General features: G+C 73.3%; 17 protein-coding genes. 6 read left to right on the top strand and 11 right to left on the bottom strand.

The window, feature by feature from the left end:
* Positions 1 to 6 precede the first annotated feature (6 nt).
* Positions 7 to 660 carry a response regulator gene (locus tag APR03_RS23730; protein WP_253839747.1) on the bottom strand — a complete coding sequence of 218 codons (654 nt, stop codon included), beginning with the start codon at positions 658 to 660 and terminating at the stop codon, positions 7 to 9.
* Entirely contained in the window at positions 657 to 1,976 is a 1,320-nt protein-coding gene (locus APR03_RS23735; protein WP_253839748.1) for a sensor histidine kinase, read from the bottom strand. The genes APR03_RS23730 and APR03_RS23735 overlap by 4 nt, the downstream gene beginning before the upstream one ends.
* Before the next feature lie 117 nt (positions 1,977 to 2,093).
* Here APR03_RS23735 and APR03_RS23740 point away from each other — a divergent pair, with 117 nt between their 5' ends.
* A complete protein-coding gene (locus APR03_RS23740) occupies positions 2,094 to 2,888 on the top strand; it encodes a GAP family protein (RefSeq protein WP_253839749.1) in 795 nt (264 codons plus the stop codon).
* A 272-nt stretch (positions 2,889 to 3,160) separates the two neighbouring features.
* Here APR03_RS23740 and APR03_RS23745 read toward each other — a convergent pair whose 3' ends face one another.
* From APR03_RS23745 to APR03_RS23755, 3 genes are all read right to left on the bottom strand, one after another.
* Entirely contained in the window at positions 3,161 to 4,291 is a 1,131-nt protein-coding gene (locus APR03_RS23745; RefSeq protein WP_253839751.1) for a branched-chain amino acid aminotransferase, read from the bottom strand.
* A gap of 170 nt (positions 4,292 to 4,461) precedes the next feature.
* Entirely contained in the window at positions 4,462 to 5,517 is a 1,056-nt protein-coding gene (locus APR03_RS23750) for a 3-isopropylmalate dehydrogenase (RefSeq protein WP_253839753.1), read from the bottom strand.
* A 101-nt stretch (positions 5,518 to 5,618) separates the two neighbouring features.
* Complete coding sequence (locus APR03_RS23755) at positions 5,619 to 6,017, bottom strand: VOC family protein (RefSeq protein ID WP_253839755.1); 399 nt, start codon at positions 6,015 to 6,017, stop codon at positions 5,619 to 5,621.
* Between the two features lie 107 nt (positions 6,018 to 6,124).
* Here APR03_RS23755 and APR03_RS23760 point away from each other — a divergent pair, with 107 nt between their 5' ends.
* Positions 6,125 to 6,598, top strand: coding sequence for a pyridoxamine 5'-phosphate oxidase family protein (locus tag APR03_RS23760; RefSeq protein WP_253839757.1), 474 nt, complete (start codon positions 6,125 to 6,127; stop codon positions 6,596 to 6,598).
* Positions 6,599 to 6,602: 4 nt separating this feature from the next.
* Here the strand turns inward: APR03_RS23760 and APR03_RS23765 are convergent, their stop codons facing one another.
* Complete coding sequence (locus APR03_RS23765; protein WP_253839759.1) at positions 6,603 to 7,193, bottom strand: ASCH domain-containing protein; 591 nt, start codon at positions 7,191 to 7,193, stop codon at positions 6,603 to 6,605.
* A 198-nt stretch (positions 7,194 to 7,391) separates the two neighbouring features.
* Here APR03_RS23765 and APR03_RS23770 point away from each other — a divergent pair, with 198 nt between their 5' ends.
* From APR03_RS23770 to APR03_RS23785, 4 genes are all read left to right on the top strand, one after another.
* Entirely contained in the window at positions 7,392 to 8,621 is a 1,230-nt protein-coding gene (locus APR03_RS23770) for a quaternary amine ABC transporter ATP-binding protein (protein WP_253839761.1), read from the top strand.
* Entirely contained in the window at positions 8,614 to 9,552 is a 939-nt protein-coding gene (locus APR03_RS23775; RefSeq protein ID WP_253839763.1) for an ABC transporter permease, read from the top strand. Before APR03_RS23770 ends, APR03_RS23775 begins: the two co-directional genes overlap by 8 nt.
* A gap of 24 nt (positions 9,553 to 9,576) precedes the next feature.
* Positions 9,577 to 10,476 (top strand): glycine betaine ABC transporter substrate-binding protein, encoded by a 900-nt coding sequence (locus tag APR03_RS23780; protein ID WP_253839765.1) that lies wholly within the window; start codon positions 9,577 to 9,579, stop codon positions 10,474 to 10,476.
* Positions 10,477 to 10,601: 125 nt separating this feature from the next.
* Positions 10,602 to 11,618, top strand: a complete 1,017-nt coding sequence (locus tag APR03_RS23785) for a DMT family transporter (RefSeq protein ID WP_253839766.1) — start codon at positions 10,602 to 10,604, stop codon at positions 11,616 to 11,618.
* 30 nt (positions 11,619 to 11,648) lie between these two features.
* On the opposite strand, the gene ilvC is transcribed toward APR03_RS23785, so the two are convergent.
* The 5 genes from ilvC to APR03_RS25080 form a co-directional block, all read right to left on the bottom strand.
* Complete coding sequence (ilvC, locus tag APR03_RS23790; protein ID WP_253839767.1) at positions 11,649 to 12,677, bottom strand: ketol-acid reductoisomerase; 1,029 nt, start codon at positions 12,675 to 12,677, stop codon at positions 11,649 to 11,651.
* A gap of 67 nt (positions 12,678 to 12,744) precedes the next feature.
* Complete coding sequence (gene ilvN, locus APR03_RS23795; RefSeq protein ID WP_253839768.1) at positions 12,745 to 13,269, bottom strand: acetolactate synthase small subunit; 525 nt, start codon at positions 13,267 to 13,269, stop codon at positions 12,745 to 12,747.
* Positions 13,270 to 13,285: 16 nt separating this feature from the next.
* Positions 13,286 to 15,163: an acetolactate synthase large subunit gene (locus APR03_RS23800; protein WP_253839769.1), complete on the bottom strand. Its 1,878-nt coding sequence runs from the start codon at positions 15,161 to 15,163 to the stop codon at positions 13,286 to 13,288.
* 258 nt (positions 15,164 to 15,421) lie between these two features.
* Positions 15,422 to 16,150, bottom strand: a complete 729-nt coding sequence (locus tag APR03_RS25075; protein ID WP_275977948.1) for a hypothetical protein — start codon at positions 16,148 to 16,150, stop codon at positions 15,422 to 15,424.
* On the bottom strand, positions 16,147 to 17,832 hold the full coding sequence (locus APR03_RS25080; protein ID WP_275977949.1) for an ATP-binding cassette domain-containing protein: 1,686 nt from the start codon (positions 17,830 to 17,832) through the stop codon (positions 16,147 to 16,149). The genes APR03_RS25075 and APR03_RS25080 overlap by 4 nt, the downstream gene beginning before the upstream one ends.
* Between the last annotated feature and the right edge of the window lie 5 nt (positions 17,833 to 17,837).

Below are 17,837 nucleotides of genomic sequence, written 5' to 3' on the forward strand. Positions count from 1 at the left end.
CCGGGGTCAGACCAGTCCCGCGTCCCGGGCGGCGATCGCCGCCTGGACGCGGGACGTCACGCCCAGCTTGGCGAGCACGCGCGAGACGTGGGTCTTGGCGGTCGCCTCGCTGATCACCAGCTCGGCGGCGAGCTCGGCGTTGGACAGGCCGGCGCCGAGCCCCGCGAGCACGTCGAGCTCGCGGGGCGTGAGGTCGGCCGGCAGCGCCGACGGCTCGCCGCGGGCGGCCCCGTTCCCGGTGCGGGGCCCCGCGAGCTCCGCGATGAGCCGCCGGGTCACCTCGGGCGCCACCACGCCGTCGCCGGCCGCGACGTGCCGGACGGCGTCGACCAGCGCCGCCGCCTCCGCCGTCTTCAGCAGGAAGCCCGCGGCCCCGGCGCGCAGCGCGCCGAACACGTACTCGTCCAGGTCGAACGTCGTGAGCACCAGCACCTCGGCCAGCCCCTCCGCGACGATCTCCCGGGTCGCGGTCACGCCGTCGGTGCCCGGCATGCGCACGTCCATGAGCACGACGTCGGGGCGCAGGGCGCGCGCGTTCGCCACCGCGACGGCGCCGTCACCGGCCTCGCCGACCACCTCGATGTCGCCGGCGGTCGCGAGCAGCATGCGCAGGCCTGCGCGGATCGCCGCGTGGTCGTCGGCGAGCAGCACGCGGATCATGCGCTCGTCCTTCCGGTAGCGACGCCGGGGGTGGGGACGTCGTCCGCCGCCGGGTCGGGCAGGGGCAGGAGCGCCCGGACCCGCCAGCCCGCGGCGTCGTCCGGACCAGCGGGGCCCGCCTCGAAGGACCCGCCCACGGCCTCCACCCGCTCGCGCATCGACACCAGGCCGATCCCGGTGCCGGCGGGCGCGTGGTCGGCCGCCCCGGCACGCGGCCCGGAGTCGCAGACCTCGAGCTCGAGGCGCTGCCCCGCGTCGAGGCGCAGCGCCGCGCGCGCACCGCCGTGCTTGAGCACGTTCGTCAGGCCCTCGCGCACCACCCGGTACACCGCGTGGTCCACCGCGGCGGGCAGCACGGTGGCGCCGGTCAGCACGCCCGCGGGGTCGGTGACGGTGAGGTCGAGACCGGCGAGCCGGGCCTGCTCCAGCACAGGCCCCAGCTGCGCGACGCGCGGCGCGGCCAGCAGGTCGTCGACGCCCGCGGACGCCTCGGCGCTCTGCCCCGTCTCGGCCCGCAGCACCCGGATCATCGCCTGCATGTCCTGCAGCGACGCCAGGCTCTCCGCGCGGACGGCCCGCAGCGCCGCCCGGTCCCGGTCGGCGTCCGGGGGCCCGGCCAGCGCCCCGCCGGACGTGATGGTGATGGCGGACAGGTGTGACGCCACGACGTCGTGCAGGTCGCGGGCGACGGCGGTGCGCTCGGCGCGGACGGCGTCGTGCCGGGCGGCCTCGGCGAGCCGCAGCAGCGCGGAGCCCCGCTCCCGCTCGAGCCGCTCGCGCTCATGCGCCGCTGCGGCCAGCTCGCGCCCCTGGCGCACGTTGGCGCCCCACCACATCGGCATGACCAGCAGGGTGACCGCCTGGAGGCCGCCCAGCACGGCGTACCGGACCTCACCGGTGATCTCGCCGACGACGATCATGACGGCGAGCACCACGGCCGTGACGCCCACGACGGCGACGCGCCGCGCCGCGGGGCGTCCGTGCAGGTGGACGGCGTACAGCGCCTCCCACAGGATCACGATGAGGCCGACGCTGCCGCCGAGCGCGATGTCCGCGGCGAACGCGAGCACGGCGACCCCGAGCGCGACGAGCGGCCGGGTGCGGCGCCAGACCAGGGCGGTGCAGCCCACGACGGCGGGGACGACGAACCACCAGGTCGGCGCCTCCAGGCCCGACCAGTTGATCCGGACCAGACCCAGCGCGTCGAGGGCGAGCGCGATGACCAGCAGCTTGACCGCGGTGATGACGTCGCCGCGCCGGTCCTCGGCCAGGACCGCCCGGACGAGTGGCTCGAGGCGGTCGGGCAGGCGGGGCATGGCACCATCTCAGCACGAGACCGGTCCGCGCGGATCATCCGAACGATGTACGCCGCGTGCCCGGGGTTCGGCGGTTCGGCCGATGCGCGGGCGCGTCACCGCCCGCAGGCTGTCCGCATGGACCTCTTCTCCGCCGAGCTCGCCGGGCCCGCGCTGGTCGGCGCCCTGGTCGTGCTCGCCCTCGTCGACTCCACGAGCTTCGGCACGCTGCTCATCCCGGTGTGGCTGCTGATGGCTCCCGGTCGGGTCCGTGTGGGGCGCATGCTGCTCTACCTCGGTTCGATCGCCGGGTTCTACGCCCTGGTCGGGCTCGCGATCCTGCTGGGCGCGGACGCCCTCGGCGACACGCTGACCCGGTTGTCCGAGACCCGGGGGTTCCTGATCGCGCAGCTCGTCGTGGGCGCGGGGCTGTTCGCCTGGAGCTTCAAGCTCGAACCGGTCGGCGGGCGCAAGCCGGTCGCGGCGCCCGCGGGGACGGGTGCGGACGCCGGCGCGGCCGAGGCACCGGTGCGGCCTGCGCAGTCGGCGCGGCCCGGTCGGCTCGGCCGGTGGCGGGAGCGGGCGCTGGGCAGCGAGTCGGGCGGCGGCTCCGCGCTGGCCCTGCTCGCCGTCGGCGCGGGCCTGGTCGAGGTGGCGACGATGCTGCCCTACCTCGCGGCGCTCGGCCTGATCGGCACGCAGGGCCCCGGGTGGCCGGTGTCCGGCCTCTGGGTGCTCGGGTACTGCGTGGTCATGGTGGCGCCCGCGCTGCTGCTGACCGCGGCCCGCCTGGTCGCGGCGCGGCTCGTGGAGCGGCCCCTGGGCCGGCTGGACGCCTGGCTCACGCGCAACGCCGCGAGCACCACGGCCTGGGTCGTGGGCATCGTCGGCTTCCTGGTGGCGCGCGACGCGATCGGCCGGCTCTGGGGCTGAGCCGGGGCCTGGAGGTGCACGGCCAGATCTCGGCGCACGCGGGGCACTGAGATCTGGTGGCCCGCGCATGTGCCCGCGCCCGGCCACGCCGAGATCTGGTGGCAGGCAGGCGAGATCTGGTGTCAGCGTCGAGATCTGGCAGTGCACCACCAGATCTCGGCGCTGACACCAGATCTCGACGGCGAACAGCCAGATCTCAATGCGCGCGGGCGACGGCCGCACCAGATCTCAGCGCGCAGCGGGCGGCCGGGGTGTCGACGGCGAGCCGCCGGTCAGGCGAGGCGGCGCATCCAGCCGTGCCGGTCGGCGGCGCGGCCGTACTGGATGTCGGTGAGCTCCTGGCGCAGCGCCATCGTGAGCTCGCCCGGCTTCCCGCCGTTGACCTCGTGGTCGAAGGTCGCGCCCGCCAGACGCCCCACCGGCGTCACGACGGCGGCCGTACCGCACGCGAAGAACTCCTTGATCTTCCCGGACTCCAGCCCCTCGACGACCTCCGAGAGCGCGATGCGCCGCTCCACCACCTCGTAGCCGCGGTCGGCGGCGAGCTGCAGCACGGAGGCACGCGTGATGCCCTCCAGGATGGAGCCGAGCTCGGGCGTGTGGATCTTCCCGTCGTCGGTCACGAGGAAGACGTTCATGCCGCCCAGCTCCTCGAGGTACGTGCTGGTGGCCGCGTCCAGGAAGCAGACCTGGTCGAAGCCCTCCTTCTGCGCCTCGAGCTGGGGCAGCAGGCTCGCGGCGTAGTTGCCGCCGAACTTCGCGTCCCCCGTGCCCCCGGGCGGGCCGGCCCGGTGGTACTGCTCGGACACGTAGATGGACACCGGCTGCACGCCGCCCGAGAAGTACGGGCCCACCGGCGAGGCGATCACGAGGTACTCGGCCTGCAGCGAGGGGCGCACGCCGAGGAAGACCTCGGACGCGTACATGAACGGACGCAGGTAGAGGGACGAGTCCTCGCCGCCCGGCACCCAGTCGATGTCCGTGCGGACCAGGGCGGCCAGCGAGCCGATGAAGTCGTCCACGCTCAGGGCGGGCAGCGCGAGGCGGTGCGCCGAGCGGGCGAAGCGGACGGCGTTCTGGTCCGGGCGGAACGTCCAGACCGAGCCGTCGGCGTGCTTGTACGCCTTGAGCCCCTCGAAGATCTCCTGCGCGTAGTGCAGCACCGCCGTGGCCGGGTCGAGCTGCAGCGGACCGTACTTCTCGATCCGCCGGTCCTTCCAGCCGTCCGCGCTGGACCACGAGACCCGCGCCATGTGGTCGGTGAACACCGTGCCGAACTTGGGTGCGCGGAGCGCCTCGACGCGCTCCGCCTCCGGCGTCGGCACGTCGGTGTGCCGCACGTCGAAGAGCGCCACCAGGTCCTCGAGCGGCGCGGGGAGGATGGGATCCGTCGTTGTTGTCATGTCGATGCCTTTCACCGGAATGCTGTTGTCAGTCTTCCACGCCCGGCGAGGCGGAGGGAGCGTTCCGAGCCGGGCGCCTGCCCGGGACGGTCACCCACATGCGATCGACATGCGACGGCGGCGCCCGGGCGCGGTCTGCGTGACCCCGGACGCCGCCGTCGTGCAGCGGGTCAGCCGGTCACACGGGCCGCGATGTCGCGGCCTACCTGGTCGGTCGTGCGTACGGCGGCGCCGCGCGCCGCGAGGTCCGCGGCGACGGCGTCGTGGACGCGTGCGGACTCGGCCGCGAAGCCCAGGTGGTCGAGCAGGAGGGCGACCGAGAGGATCGTCGCCGTCGGGTCGGCCTTGCCCTGGCCCGCGATGTCGGGCGCCGAGCCGTGCACGGGCTCGAACATCGACGGCGCGGTGCGGTCGGGGTTGATGTTGGCCGACGCGGCCAGGCCGATGCCGCCGGAGATCGCGGCGGCCTGGTCGGTGAGGATGTCACCGAAGAGGTTGTCGGTCACGATGACGTCGAACCGGGACGGGTTCGTCGTGAGGAAGATCGTCGCGGCGTCGACGTGCAGGTAGTCGGTCGTCACGTCGGGGAACTCGGCGTTGACGGCCTCGACCGTGCGGCGCCACAGGTGACCCGCGTGGACCAGCACGTTGTGCTTGTGCACCAGCGTCAGGTGCTTGCGCGGCCGCGCGTTCGCCCGGGCGAAGGCGTCCCGCACCACGCGCTCGACGCCGAACGCGGTGTTCACGCTGACCTCGGTCGCGATCTCCGCCGGCGTGCCGACGCGCAGCGCGCCGCCGTTGCCGACGTACGGCCCCTCGGTGCCCTCGCGCACGACGACGAAGTCGATCTCGCCCGGGTCGGCCAGGGGGCTGGAGACACCCTCGAACAGCTTGGTGGGCCGCAGGTTCACGTAGTGGTCCAGCGCGAAACGCAGCTTGAGCAGCAGGCCGCGCTCCAGCACGCCGCTCGGCACCGACGGGTCACCGATGGCGCCGAGCAGGATCGCGTCCTGCCCCTTGATCCGCTCGAGGTCCTCGTCCGTGAGGGTCTCGCCCGTCGCGTGCCACCGGCGCGCGCCGAGGTCGAACTCCGTGGTGGAGAGCTTGGTGCCGGACGGCGCCAGTGCCGCCTCGAGGACCGCGAGGCCCTGCTCCACGACCTCCGTACCGATGCCGTCTCCTGCGACGACCGCGAGGTCGATGCCGTCTGTCGTAGCCTCTGCCATGTCGGGAGCCTACGCGCGCCACAGGCCGCATGAGACGCGGGTCTCACGGAATGGACGGGGCGTGCGATCCGGGATCAACCGAGGAGCCGTGCCGCCGTCCACTACCGGTCCCGGGCCGAGAGCACGCAGAACTCGTTGCCGTCCGGGTCGGCCAGCACCGTCCACGACGCGTCGTCCGGCTGCCCCACGTCGATCACCGTGGCGCCCAGACCGACCAGGCGGGCGATCTCCGCGTCCCGGTCGTCACCCGTGTGGGGCGCGAAGTCCCAGTGCAGCCGGTTCTTGCCCGACTTCTCGTGGTCCACCCGCACGAACACCATGCCCGGCGGCACCTGGTGGAAGTCGACCTGTTCCGCCAGCTCCAGCGCCCAGGGCGGCACGACCACTGCCTCGTCGTCCAGCTCGAAGATGACCTGCCAGCCCAGGGCGTCGGCCCACCAGTGGGCCAGCTTCTTGTGGTCGGTGGACTCCACCACCGTCGAGTACCAGCGCAGCGCCATCGCCCTCACCTCTCGTCGAAGCCCGGCCACCCGGCCGAGACCCCCACCGTAGGCCGAGGCACTGACACTCCCCGATGACTCCGTACGCGGGCGGTCGTCCACTCCCCATGGAGCCTCTCGACATCGCGCACCGCGTCCTCGACGCCAACCACTTCATGGTGCTCGGCACCACCCAGCCGGACGGCACGCCGCGCGTCTCGCCGGTGTTCTACAACCACGCCGGCTACCGCGAGCTCTACTGGGTCTCGTCCCCTGAGGCGCGGCACTCCCGCAACCTCGACGCGCGGCCGCGCGTCGAGATCGTGGTCTTCGACTCGCACGTCGAGCCCGGTCCCGAGGTGGCGGCCGTCTACCTCGGCGCGACGGCGGCCCGGGTGCCCGACGCCGAGCTCGCCGCCGCCGTCGCCGTGGCGTTCGCGTCGCAGCCCGGTACCGCACGGGCCTTCGGCGTCGAGGAGCTCAGCGGTGCTGCCGACCTGAGGCTCTACCGGGCCGTCGTGGAGAGCACGGAGATCCATGTGCGCGGGAGCGACCCCGACCGAGGGACGGGCATCGACCGGCGTCTGGCCGTGTCCGGATGACGGGTCAGGGCTTGGGGTAGAGCAGCTCGAACCGCTCGCACACCAGCGGCATGTCCGGGGTGAACTCGCGGCCCTCGCCGAGCGTCCGGCGGAAGTAGGCCTCGTGGCCCGCGCGCCAGGACTCGAGCGTGCGGTCGTCCTCGCCCTCCGCGGCCGCGAAGTCCTCGTCCACCTCGTCGAACGGCACGGACTCCACGCTCGTGGTGCGGATGAGCGCCCGGGGGTGCCCCTCGCCGTCGAGGATGATGGACAGCTCACCGGGCACGGGCTGCGGCACGCCCTCGTCCTCGTAGTCCCACAGGGCCGACGACGTCGCCGTCTTGTCCCCCGCCAGGACCGCCTCGAGCAGCCGCTCGGCGAGCTCCGGCTCGTCCCCGAACGACCACGCCGGCGGCGGCACGGTCTCGTTCACCGTGTGGCCGACGACGATGCTCGCCTTCGCCATGCCGGCGTACTGCCGGGTGGCGGCCCAGAAGTCGAGGACCTCGGCGGCCAGCTCCGCGTCCTGCGCCGGGACCGCCTCGGGGTCGAAGGTCGCGGGGTCGAAGGGTGCCGGCTCGTCGCCCGCGGCCTGCGGGTTCGCGTCGTGGTTCACGGGGACATCCTGCCCTAACCACCCGCCTCGGACGAGGCCACGAGGCACATGCAGAAAACTGAACGATCCGATAACGAACGCTTACCTGGTTTGCGTGCGTGCGTCCGGACATGGTCAGGTGAACGACGGTTCACGTCCGCGAGGGCGTGCCGTCCGGGACCTCCCGGACCTGTCCCATTGCCAAGACGAGGGGTCTGCGTGCCAGCCATCGAGGCACACCACCTGTACAAAGTGTTCGGCCGCAAGGGCCGCGAGGGCGTCCGGAGACTGGAGGCGGGAACGGACGCGAAGGAGCTGACGGCCGCGGGCCTGACGCCCGCGGTGATCGACGCGTCGTTCACCGTCGACGAGGGCGAGATCTTCGTGGTCATGGGCCTGTCCGGGTCCGGCAAGTCGACGCTGATCCGCATGATCAACGGCCTGCACCCGCCCACCGCCGGGCACGTGGAGCTGTACGGCGAGAACATCACCGCCGCCACGGGGAAGGACCTGCGCCGCCTGCGCCGCGAGCGCATCAGCATGGTCTTCCAGCACTTCGCGCTCTTCCCCCACCGCACCGTGCTCGACAACGCCGCCTACGGCCTGGAGGCCCAGGGCGTGGGCAAGGCGGAGCGCCGGGCCCGGGCCCACGAGGCGCTGGAGCTGTGCGGCCTGACCGGCTGGGACGACCACCTGCCGGGCGAGCTCTCCGGCGGCATGCAGCAGCGCGTCGGCCTGGCCCGCGCGCTCGCCGCCGACACCGACATCCTGCTCATGGACGAGGCGTTCAGCGCCCTCGACCCCCTGATCCGCCGGGACATGCAGGACCAGCTCATCGAGCTGCAGCAGAAGCTCGGCAAGACGATCCTGTTCATCACGCACGACCTCAACGAGGCCATGCGCATCGGCGACCGGATCGCCATGATGCGCAACGGGCGGATCGTCCAGATCGGCACGGCCGAGGAGATCCTCACGGACCCGGCCAACGACTACGTCGCGCAGTTCGTCGCCGACGTCGACCGCACCCGGGTGCTGACCGCGTCCTCCGTCATGGAGCCGCCGGCCGCCGTCCTGCGGTCCGAGCAGGGGCCGCGCGCCGCGCACAAGCTGATGCGCGAGCACCAGCTCCCCACCCTGTTCGTCACCGGACGCGACCGCACGCTGCGCGGTTACGTCACCGAGGACGAGGTGGGCCGGAACCTTGACCGCCCGGACATCACGAGCCTCCTGCGCCCGGTGGCCGACGGCGCCCGCGTCTCCCCCGACACGTCGCTCGCCGACCTGTTCGGGCCCGCCGCCGAGACCCCCGCGATCGCGGTGGTCGACGACGCCGGCCGGCTCCTCGGCGTCGTCCCCCGCATCACGCTGCTGGCGGCGCTGAGCCAGACCGATCCCACGACCGAGCCCACGACCGAGCCCACGACCGAGACGGAGGCAGCCCGTGCCTGAGCCCACCCCCGCCCTGTCGGTCGTGCCGTCCATCCCGATCGGCACCTGGCTCGAGACCGGGTTCACCTGGTTCAAGGAGACCTTCGACGACGTCTTCGACGTCATCGGGGACGTCGTCACCGGCTCGATCGACTCGATCTCCGACCTGCTGCTCGCCCCCGACCCGCTCGTGGTCGCGATCGTGCTGGCGCTGCTCGGCTGGCTCGTGCGCAACTGGAAGCTCGGCCTGGGCTCCCTCGTGGGCCTGGTCGTCATCATCGGCATGGACATGTGGGAACCCGCGATGGAGACCCTCGCGCTGGTGGTGGTGGCGACCGTCGTGGCCCTGGTGCTCGGCATCCCGCTGGGCATCCTCGCGGCCCGCTCGCCGGTGGCCAGCCGCATCGCGAAGCCCGTCATGGACTTCATGCAGACCATGCCCGGCATGGTCTGGCTGCTGCCGGTGCTCAAGCTGTTCAGCATCGGTGTGGCCGGCGCGCTGGTCGCCACGGTGATCTTCGCGCTGCCGCCGGCCGTGCGGCTCACCGAGCTGGGCATCCGGCAGGTCGACGGCGAGGTGGTCGAGGCCGGTCAGGCCTTCGGCGCCGGACCCCGGCAGATCCTCAAGGACATCCAGCTCCCGCTGGCGATGCCGACCGTCATGGCCGGCGTGAACCAGGTGATCATGCTCGCCCTGTCGATGGCGGTCATCGCGGGCCTCGTGGGTGGCGGCGGCCTGGGCAACGAGGTGGTGGGCGCCATCTCGACCCTCAACATGTCGCTCGGCTTCAACGCCGGCATCTCCGTGGTCATCCTGGCGATCTTCCTCGACCGGCTCACCGGCGCAGTCGGCACCCGGCGGCCGGGCCGCGGTCGTCTCCGGGAGCTGCGCGACCGGTTCACGCGCCCCCGGACCTCTACCCCCACCAGTACCCCTACAGAACGCGTCTGACACATACGAAACGGAAGGAAACCGATGATCGGCACGACCGGAAAGCGGATCGGAGCGGCCACGCTGGCGCTCGGCCTCGGACTGAGCCTGGCGGCCTGCGGCTCGAGCGAGGGCAGCGGCGACGGCGCGAGCGACCAGACCATCACGCTGGGCATCATCCCCTCGTGGACGGACGGCCTGAGCACCGCCTACCTGTGGAAGAACATCCTCGAGGCGGACGGCTACACCGTGGAGATCGAGGAGATCAACGACGCCGCACCGCTGTACACGGGTCTCGCCGAGGGCGACATCGACGTGTACCCCTCCGCGTGGCCCGAGGTCACGCACAAGTCGTACATGGACGAGTACGGCGACGACATCGAGGACCTCGGCGCGTACTACGACGACGCCAAGCTGACCATCGCGGTTCCGGAGTACTCCGAGCTGCGGTCCATCGAGGACCTGGTGGGCAAGGCGGCGGACTACGACGGCACGATCGTCGGCATCGAGGCGGGCGCGGGCCTGACCAAGGCGACGCAGGAGCAGGTCATCCCGCAGTACGGGCTCGACGAGGACGGCTGGGAGCTGCAGACGTCGTCGACGCCGGCCATGCTGAACGCCCTCGACGAGGCGGTCCAGGCCGAGGAGGACATCGTCGTCACGCTGTGGCGGCCCTTCTGGGCGAACAACACGTTCCCGGTGCGCGACCTCGAGGACCCCAAGGGTGCGCTCGGCGAGCCGGAGGGCCTGCACGAGCTCGCCACCGCCGGCTTCAGCGAGGAGTTCCCGGACGTCGCCGCGATGATGTCGGCCGCGAAGCTGGACGACGAGCAGTACGGCAGCCTGGAGGACCAGGTGGTCAACCAGAACCCCGACGACCCGGCAGCCGGCGTCGAGGCCTGGATCGCGGACAACCAGGACTGGGTGGACGCGCTCACGAGCTGACCCTCCCCCGCGGCGGCGCCCGGCCTGGTTCGTCCAGGCCGGGCGCCGCTCCGCGTCCGGGCCTGTGACGAGACCGACAGGCCCGCTCTGCTGCCCGGGGCAACCGCTGTTCCTAGACTCGAGGGATGCCCACGACCGCGCCGACCGCCGTGCCTGCCGCCGCCCCGTCCGCCCCTACCGGCCCCCGGGACGGTCGGCCCGACGGCCGACCCGTGCTCGGCGTGCTCCTCGCGACGGTCGGCGGTGCGGCGGTCGCCGTGCAGAGCCGCGTCAACGGGTCGCTCGCCGACCACGTCGGCAGCGGCTACCTCGCCGCGGTCGTGTCGTTCGGGTCGGGCCTGGTGCTGCTGGGCCTCGCGCTGCTCGTCTCCCGGCGCGCCCGGGCCGGCATGCGGCGGGTCGGTGGCGCGCTGCGCGCGGGGCGGCTGCGCCCGTGGCAGGCGCTCGGAGGCGCGGCCGGCGGGTTCTTCGTCGCGACCCAGGGGCTGACCGTCGGCGCCCTGGGGGTCGCCACCTTCATCGTCGCCTTCGTGACGGGCCAGTCCGTCGGCTCGGTCGTCGTCGACCGGCTCGGCCTCGGTCCGGGCGGGGTGCGGCTGGTGACGTTCCCGCGCGCCGTCGGCCCCGTGCTCACGGTGGTGGCGGTCGCCGTCGCGGTCTCGGGCGGGCTCGGCTCGCCGTCGGCCCTGGGGCTCGCGGTGCTCCCGCTCCTGGCGGGCGTCGGGTCGGCCTGGCAGCAGGCGGTCAACGGCCACGTGCGCGCCGCCGCGGACGACGTGCTCGCCGCGACCCTCGTGAACTTCCTGGTGGGCACCGTGGTGCTGGCGGTCGCGCTCGGCGTGTCCGTGCTGGCCGAGGGGCTGCCCCACGGCACGTTCCCCGCCAACCCGCTGCTCTACGTCGGCGGGCTCATCGGCATCGCCTTCATCGCGCTGTCCGCCGCGATCGTGCACCGCATCGGGGTGCTGCTGCTCAGCCTCGGCATGATCGCCGGGCAGATCGTCGCGGCGCTGGTGCTCGACCTCGTGACGCCGGGGGCGACGCCGCCGGGTGTGGCGACCTTCGTGGGCGCGGCCCTGACGCTGGTCGGCGTGGCGGTGCCGCTCCTCGCGGAGCGCCGAGGTGGTCGCCTGGCCAGATGACTCTCGCCAGGTGACCACCTCGGCGGGGGGTCAGCGCGCGGCCGAACCCTCGACGTAGTCGGAGTCCGCCGGCTTGATCCACGAGAACATCTTGCGCAGCTCGCGGCCGGTCGCCTCGATCGGGTGCTGCTCACCCTTGGCGCGCAGCTCCTTGAACTCCGGGGCGCCCGCGTCCTGGTCCGCGATGAAGCGGGCCGCGAACGTGCCGTCCTGGATGTCGGCCAGCACGGCCTTCATGTTCTCCTTGACGCGCGGGTCGATGACGCGCGGGCCGGACACGTAGTCGCCGTACTCGGCGGTGTCCGAGACGGACCAGCGCTGCTTGGCGATGCCGCCCTCGATCATCAGGTCGACGATCAGCTTGAGCTCGTGCAGCACCTCGAAGTACGCGACCTCCGGCTGGTAGCCGGCCTCGGTCAGCGTCTCGAAGCCGTACTGGACCAGCTGCGAGGCGCCGCCGCACAGCACGGCCTGCTCGCCGAACAGGTCGGTCTCGGTCTCCTCGGTGAACGTGGTCTTGATGCCGCCGGCGCGCAGGCCGCCGATGCCCTTGGCGTACGAGAGGGCCAGGTCCCAGGCGGTGCCGGACGCGTCCTGCTCCACCGCGACGATCACCGGCACGCCACGGCCGTCGGCGAACTCGCGGCGCACGATGTGGCCCGGGCCCTTGGGGGCGACCATGAGCACGTCGTGGCCGGCCTCGGGCTTGATGTAGCCGTAGCGGATGTTGAAGCCGTGCCCGAAGACGAGGGCAGCGCCCTCCTTGAGGTTCGGCGCGATGTCGTCGGCGTACAGGTGCCGCTGCACCTGGTCCGGCGCGAGGATGACGACCACGTCGGCGTCGCGCACGGCGTCCGGCACGGTCGCGACGGCGAGGCCCTCGTTCTCGGCCTTCTCGCGGGACGCGGAGCCCTCGCGCAGGCCGACGGTCACCTGGACGCCGGAGTCGCGCAGGTTCAGGGCGTGCGCGTGACCCTGGCTGCCGTAGCCGATCACCGCAACCTTCTTCTGCTGGATGACCGACAGGTCGGCGTCGTCGTCGTAGAACAGCTCAGCCACGGTACTTGCTCCTTGGATTCGATTCACTGGTGAAACATGTCCCGGAAGGCGGGACGAGGGGTGGTCTTCAGGCGGACCGGACGGCGCGCTCGAACGCACGGTCCGTGATGGACCGGGAACCGCGGCCGACGGCCAGCATCCCGGACTTGACGATCTCACGGACACCGTACGGTTCCAGCGCCGCGAGCAGGGCGTCGAGCTTCGCCGCCGGGCCCGTGGACTCGATGACCACGGCGTCCGGCACGACGTCGACGACGCGCGCCCGGAACATCTCGACGACCTCGAGCACCCCGGTCCGGGTGGCGGCGTCGGCCCGCACCTTGACGAGCAGCAGCTCGCGGTGCACCGACGACTCGGGCTCGAGCTCGACGATCTTGATCACGTGGACCAGCTTGTTGAGCTGCTTCGTGACCTGTTCCAGGGGGTGTTCCTCGACGTCGACGACCACGGTGATGCGCGAGATCTCCTCGTGCTCGGTGGGGCCGACGGCCAGGGAGTGGATGTTGAACGCGCGCCGGGCGAACAGTCCGGCGACGCGCGTGAGCACGCCGGGCTTGTTCTCCACGAGCACGGACAGGGTGTGCCTCGACATGGGAGTCAGTCCTCGCTCAGTCTTCTCGGTCCCACGCCGGCGAGATGCCGCGTGCGTACTGGATGTCGTCGTTGCTCACGCCGGCGGCGACCATGGGCCACACCATCGCGTCGCGCGAGACGGTGAAGTCCACGACCACGGGCCGGTCGTCGATCTCGTTGGCCCGCTTGATGGCGGCGTCGACGTCGGAGGCGTGCTCCACGCGGATGCCCTCGCAGCCGTACGCGTCGGCGAGCTTCACGAAGTCGGGCACCCGCATGGTGCCGTGCCCCGTGTGCAGGTCGGTGTTGGAGTAGCGCGACTCGTAGAACAGCGTCTGCCACTGCCGCACCATGCCCAGCGAGCTGTTGTTGATCAGCGCCACCTTGATGGGGATGTCGTTGATGGTGCAGGTCGCCAGCTCCTGGTTGGTCATCTGGAAGCAGCCGTCGCCGTCCACGGCCCAGACCGTCCGGTCCGGCTGGCCCACCTTGGCGCCCATGGCAGCGGGGATCGAGTAGCCCATCGTGCCGAGGCCACCGGAGTTGATCCACGTGTTCGGGTGCTCGTAGCTGATGAACTGCGCGGCCCACATCTGGTGCTGCCCCACGCCGGCGACGTAGATCGCCTCGGGACCGGTCAGCTCGCCGAGGCGCTGGATCACGTGCTGCGGCGACAGCAGGCCGTCCGCCGTCTCGGTGTAGCCGCGCGGGTAGGTGCGGCGCCAGTCGTCGAGCTGCCGCCACCAGCCCTCGACGTCGGGCCGGCCCTGCTCCTCGTGCTCCCGGGCCAGCTCGGGCAGCAGGTCGCCGATGACCTCGCGCAGGTCGCCCACGATCGGCACGTCCGCCTCGCGGTTCTTGCCGATCTCGGCGGGGTCGATGTCCGCGTGGATGACCGTCGCCAGCGGGGCGAAGCTCGACAGCTTGCCCGTCACGCGGTCGTCGAACCGGGCGCCGAGCGCGAAGACCAGGTCCGCCTTCTGCAGGGCCGCGACCGCCGGGACCGTGCCGTGCATGCCGGGCATGCCCAGGTGCTGCGGGTGGCTGTCGGGCACCGCCCCGCGCGCCATCAGCGTGGTCACCACGGGCGCGCCGGACAGGTCCACGAGCTGGCGCAGCAGCTCGGAGGCACCCGCGCGGATCACGCCGCCGCCCACGTACAGGACGGGCCGGCGGGCGGTGGCCAGCAGCTTCGCGGCCTCGCGGATCTGCTTCGAGTGCGGCTTGGTCACGGGGTGGTAGCCCGGCAGGTTCAGCTCCTGCGGCCACGAGAACGTGGTGCGCGACTGCATCGCCGACTTCGCGATGTCCACCAGCACCGGGCCCGGGCGTCCCGTGGAGGCGATGTGGAACGCCTCCGCGATGGTGCGGGGGATCTCGGCCGGGTCGGTGATCAGGTAGGAGTGCTTGGTGATCGGCATCGTGATGCCGACGATGTCGGCCTCCTGGAACGCGTCGGTCCCGATCGCGGACGCGCCCACCTGGCCGGTGATCGCCACGAGCGGGATCGAGTCCATGTTGGCGTCCGCGATGGGCGTCACCAGGTTGGTGGCGCCGGGGCCCGACGTCGCCATGGTCACCCCGACCCGGCCGGTCGCGTGCGCGTAGCCGGACGCCGCGTGGCCGCCACCCTGCTCGTGCCGCACGAGGATGTGCCGGAGCTTGGCGGAGTCCATGAGCGGGTCGTAGGTGGGCAGGATCGCGCCGCCGGGAATGCCGAAGACGACGTCCGCCCCGACCTCCTCGAGCGAGCGGACGATCGACTGCGCGCCCGTGACCTCCTCCGGTCCGACCCGGGGCGCGGCCGTCTCGATCTCGGCCTTGCCGCCTACGCGGGACCGAAGCTCGGTGCGCACCTGGTCACGCGCCTCTGCGCGCGCGGCGATCTGTGCGGGTGTCGGTGTGCCGGTCATGCGGATCTCCTGCCGTCGCGCCCCGTCCCCGGGGCGAAAGCGAGCGTTCGTGACAACAAAAAAACCCCGGGTCCTCTGATGAGAAGGACTGCCAGGGTGAGCGCGCGGACGATGCCTGTGCTGGGCCTAGGCCGCGCGCTCAGGAAGTACTACGAGAATGATCGTCTGCACGCGCAGCACGTTACGCCGAATCCCGGCCGGTGTCATCCAGCGGGCCAAAGGTCCCACCATCCGAGACGAGGACCGGGCGCCCGCCGGCTACGGCACGTCCCTGCGGCGGAACACGACGGCCCCGAGCAGGGTCACGGCGGCGGTGCTCCCGAGCAGCGCGAGCGTGGCCTGCGCGGGCGGCAGCGCCAGGAGCGCTGGGCCGAGCCCGGACCACGCCGACGGCAGCTCCGCCGTGCCTCGGGCTGCTGCCGCGGCCGCGCGATCGGCCACGACCCCGCCGGTGACCAGCGCGAGCACCGCCCACCAGCGCCGGGCCAGCAGCCCGAGCGCCGCCCCCGCGGCCGCCGCGCACAGCGCGAGCCCGACCGTCCGGGCACCGCCCCAGGACAGCTCGCGCACGATCTCGGCCGACGGCGCGCCGAGCCCCTCCGCGCGCGCCCCCACGGCGTACGTCCCGGAGACCAGCAGCGCGTACGCGACCGCAACCCCGGGCACGACGGCGATCCCCGCGGCGGCCACCTTGCTCCAGTACACGCGGCCCCGGCGCGGCTCGACGGTCAGGACCGCGCGTGTGCCGCCCTGGGCCGCATCCCCCGTCACCAGCAGCACGCCCGCCATGAGGGCCAGCGCGACCGACCCCAGCGCCTGCACCGGGACGGTGCCCGGGCCGACCACCACGGCCGGCGTCGGCAGGTCCACGCCCGCGGCCAGCAGAGCCACGACCAGCACGACGTGCAGCAGCATCGCCGCGGCAACCCACCCGATCGCCGCCCGCCCGGCGAACCGGACCAGCTCCGACCACACCAGCCCCGTCATCGTGTCCCCTCGGCCTTGGCGTCCACGGTGTCCTTCGCGTCCGCGGCCTTCTTCGCGTCCGTGCCCGTCGTGCCTGTCGGTCCGGTGTCAGCGCCGCCCTTCTTCCGGGCGGACCTGGCGTCGGCGGCCTCCTGCTTGCGCGCCGCCTTGGCGTCGGCGGCCTCCTGCTTGCGCGCCGCCTTGGCGTCCGCGGCCTCCTGCTTCCGGGCGGCCTTGGCGTCCGCGGCCTCCTGCCGCTGGGCGATCCGCGTCTCGGCGGCCGCCTGCCGCTTGGCGACCTTGGCGTCGAACTCCGCGCGCCGCCGGGCGAGCAGCGACTGCCGCGGTGGCTCGTCGACCGCCGAGGGCTTCGCGGCCGGAGCCGGGCCCGCGGTCGCCGCCCCGGGCGCGCCCTCCTGCCGAGCCGCCTTGCCCGGGCCCTTCGACGCGGGCGGCGCAGGCTTCGGCGGCACCGCCTTCGCGTCGCCCTTCGACCCGCCCCCCGTCACCTTCCGCGCGGCCTTCGCCTCCGCCGCGCCCGCCTCCGCCGCGCCCGCCTCCGCCGCGCCCGCCTTCGCCGCGGCCTTGGCGGCCGCCCGTTCCTGCGCAGCGGCCTTCTCGGCGGCCTCCTTCTGCGCCGCCCGAGCCTGTGCCGCGGCCTGCGCAGCGACGGCCGCCTTGGCGGCCTTGCGCTGGTCGGCCGCCTTCTTCCGCTCCGCGGCCTGGCGGGCGGCACGCCGCCGCTCCGCCCGCTCCTCGGCCCGGCTGAGAGGCTTCGGCGCAGGCGGCACCACCGGGCGCAGCCGCCCGACGACCGCCCCCAGGTCCTCCCGCTGCGGCACCAGCTCGGCCGGGAAGAGCTTCTGCCTGGCCAGCGCCCGCGTGATGTCGGCCGGCTCGGTGACGGCGTCCACGTGCAGCACGTCGCCGCCGGAACGCACCGCGAAGCCTGCGGCGCGCAGCACCGTCGCACCCTTGGCGGGGTCGTCCAGCCGCACGCGCACGGTGACGGCGGCGTCGCCGAGCAGGTCGGGAACGGCGCCCTGGGCGAGGGCGCGGCCGCCGTCGAGCACCGTGACCGTGTCGGCGATCTGCTGTGCCTCCGCGAGCACACCGGTCGCGACCAGCACCGTCGTGCCCTGGTCGGCCAGGCGGCGCAGCGCCTGCCGCATCTCGCGGGTGCCGACGGCGTCGAGCCCGGCCGTCGGCTCGTCGACCACCAGGAGGTCGGGGGCGCGCAACAGCGCGGCCGCGAGCGCCAGCCGACGGGACTCGTGCGGGGAGTAGGTGCCGTAGGCGGCCTTGGCGCGGTCGGTGAGCACGACGCGGGCGAGCACCTCGTCGACGCGGGAGCGTGGCACACGGGCCGCGCCGGCGAGGAGCGCGAGGTTGCGGGCGCCGCTCAGCGTGGCCTCGAACCCGGGTTCGCCGACGACGGCGCCGATGCGGCCCGCGAGCTCGGGCAGCCCGTCGGGCACGGGCACGCCGAAGATCTTGATGGCGCCGCTGTCGGCCCGGGCCAGGCCGGTGAGCAGGCGGAGCGTCGTCGTCCGGCCGGATCCCGGCGCGCCGAGGAGGGCGTGCAGGCCGCCGGACGGGACCCGGAGGTCGAGCCGGTCGACGCCCACGGCGCGCCCGTGCAGCGTGCGGTACGTCTTGCGCAGCCCGAGCGTCTCGATGGCGGCGTCGTTCCCCGGGGTCATCGGCG

The organism is Promicromonospora thailandica, from assembly GCF_024171955.1.
GTDB lineage: Bacteria > Actinomycetota > Actinomycetes > Actinomycetales > Cellulomonadaceae > Promicromonospora > Promicromonospora thailandica.

Bases quoted from the DNA above. Each gene is read 5' to 3' on its own strand.
- APR03_RS23750 (WP_253839753.1), bottom strand. From the start codon at position 5,517: ATGGCAGAGGCTACGACAGACGGCATCGACCTCGCGGTCGTCGCAGGA.
- APR03_RS23735 (WP_253839748.1), bottom strand. From the start codon at position 1,976: ATGCCCCGCCTGCCCGACCGCCTCGAGCCACTCGTCCGGGCGGTCCTG.
- APR03_RS23740 (WP_253839749.1), top strand. From the start codon at position 2,094: ATGGACCTCTTCTCCGCCGAGCTCGCCGGGCCCGCGCTGGTCGGCGCC.
- APR03_RS23780 (WP_253839765.1), top strand. From the start codon at position 9,577: ATGATCGGCACGACCGGAAAGCGGATCGGAGCGGCCACGCTGGCGCTC.
- APR03_RS23745 (WP_253839751.1), bottom strand. From the start codon at position 4,291: ATGACAACAACGACGGATCCCATCCTCCCCGCGCCGCTCGAGGACCTG.
- APR03_RS23760 (WP_253839757.1), top strand. From the start codon at position 6,125: ATGGAGCCTCTCGACATCGCGCACCGCGTCCTCGACGCCAACCACTTC.
- APR03_RS23785 (WP_253839766.1), top strand. From the start codon at position 10,602: ATGCCCACGACCGCGCCGACCGCCGTGCCTGCCGCCGCCCCGTCCGCC.
- APR03_RS23800 (WP_253839769.1), bottom strand. From the start codon at position 15,163: ATGACCGGCACACCGACACCCGCACAGATCGCCGCGCGCGCAGAGGCG.
- APR03_RS23755 (WP_253839755.1), bottom strand. From the start codon at position 6,017: ATGGCGCTGCGCTGGTACTCGACGGTGGTGGAGTCCACCGACCACAAG.
- ilvN (WP_253839768.1), bottom strand. From the start codon at position 13,269: ATGTCGAGGCACACCCTGTCCGTGCTCGTGGAGAACAAGCCCGGCGTG.
- APR03_RS25075 (WP_275977948.1), bottom strand. From the start codon at position 16,150: ATGACGGGGCTGGTGTGGTCGGAGCTGGTCCGGTTCGCCGGGCGGGCG.
- APR03_RS25080 (WP_275977949.1), bottom strand. From the start codon at position 17,832: ATGACCCCGGGGAACGACGCCGCCATCGAGACGCTCGGGCTGCGCAAG.
- APR03_RS23730 (WP_253839747.1), bottom strand. From the start codon at position 660: ATGATCCGCGTGCTGCTCGCCGACGACCACGCGGCGATCCGCGCAGGC.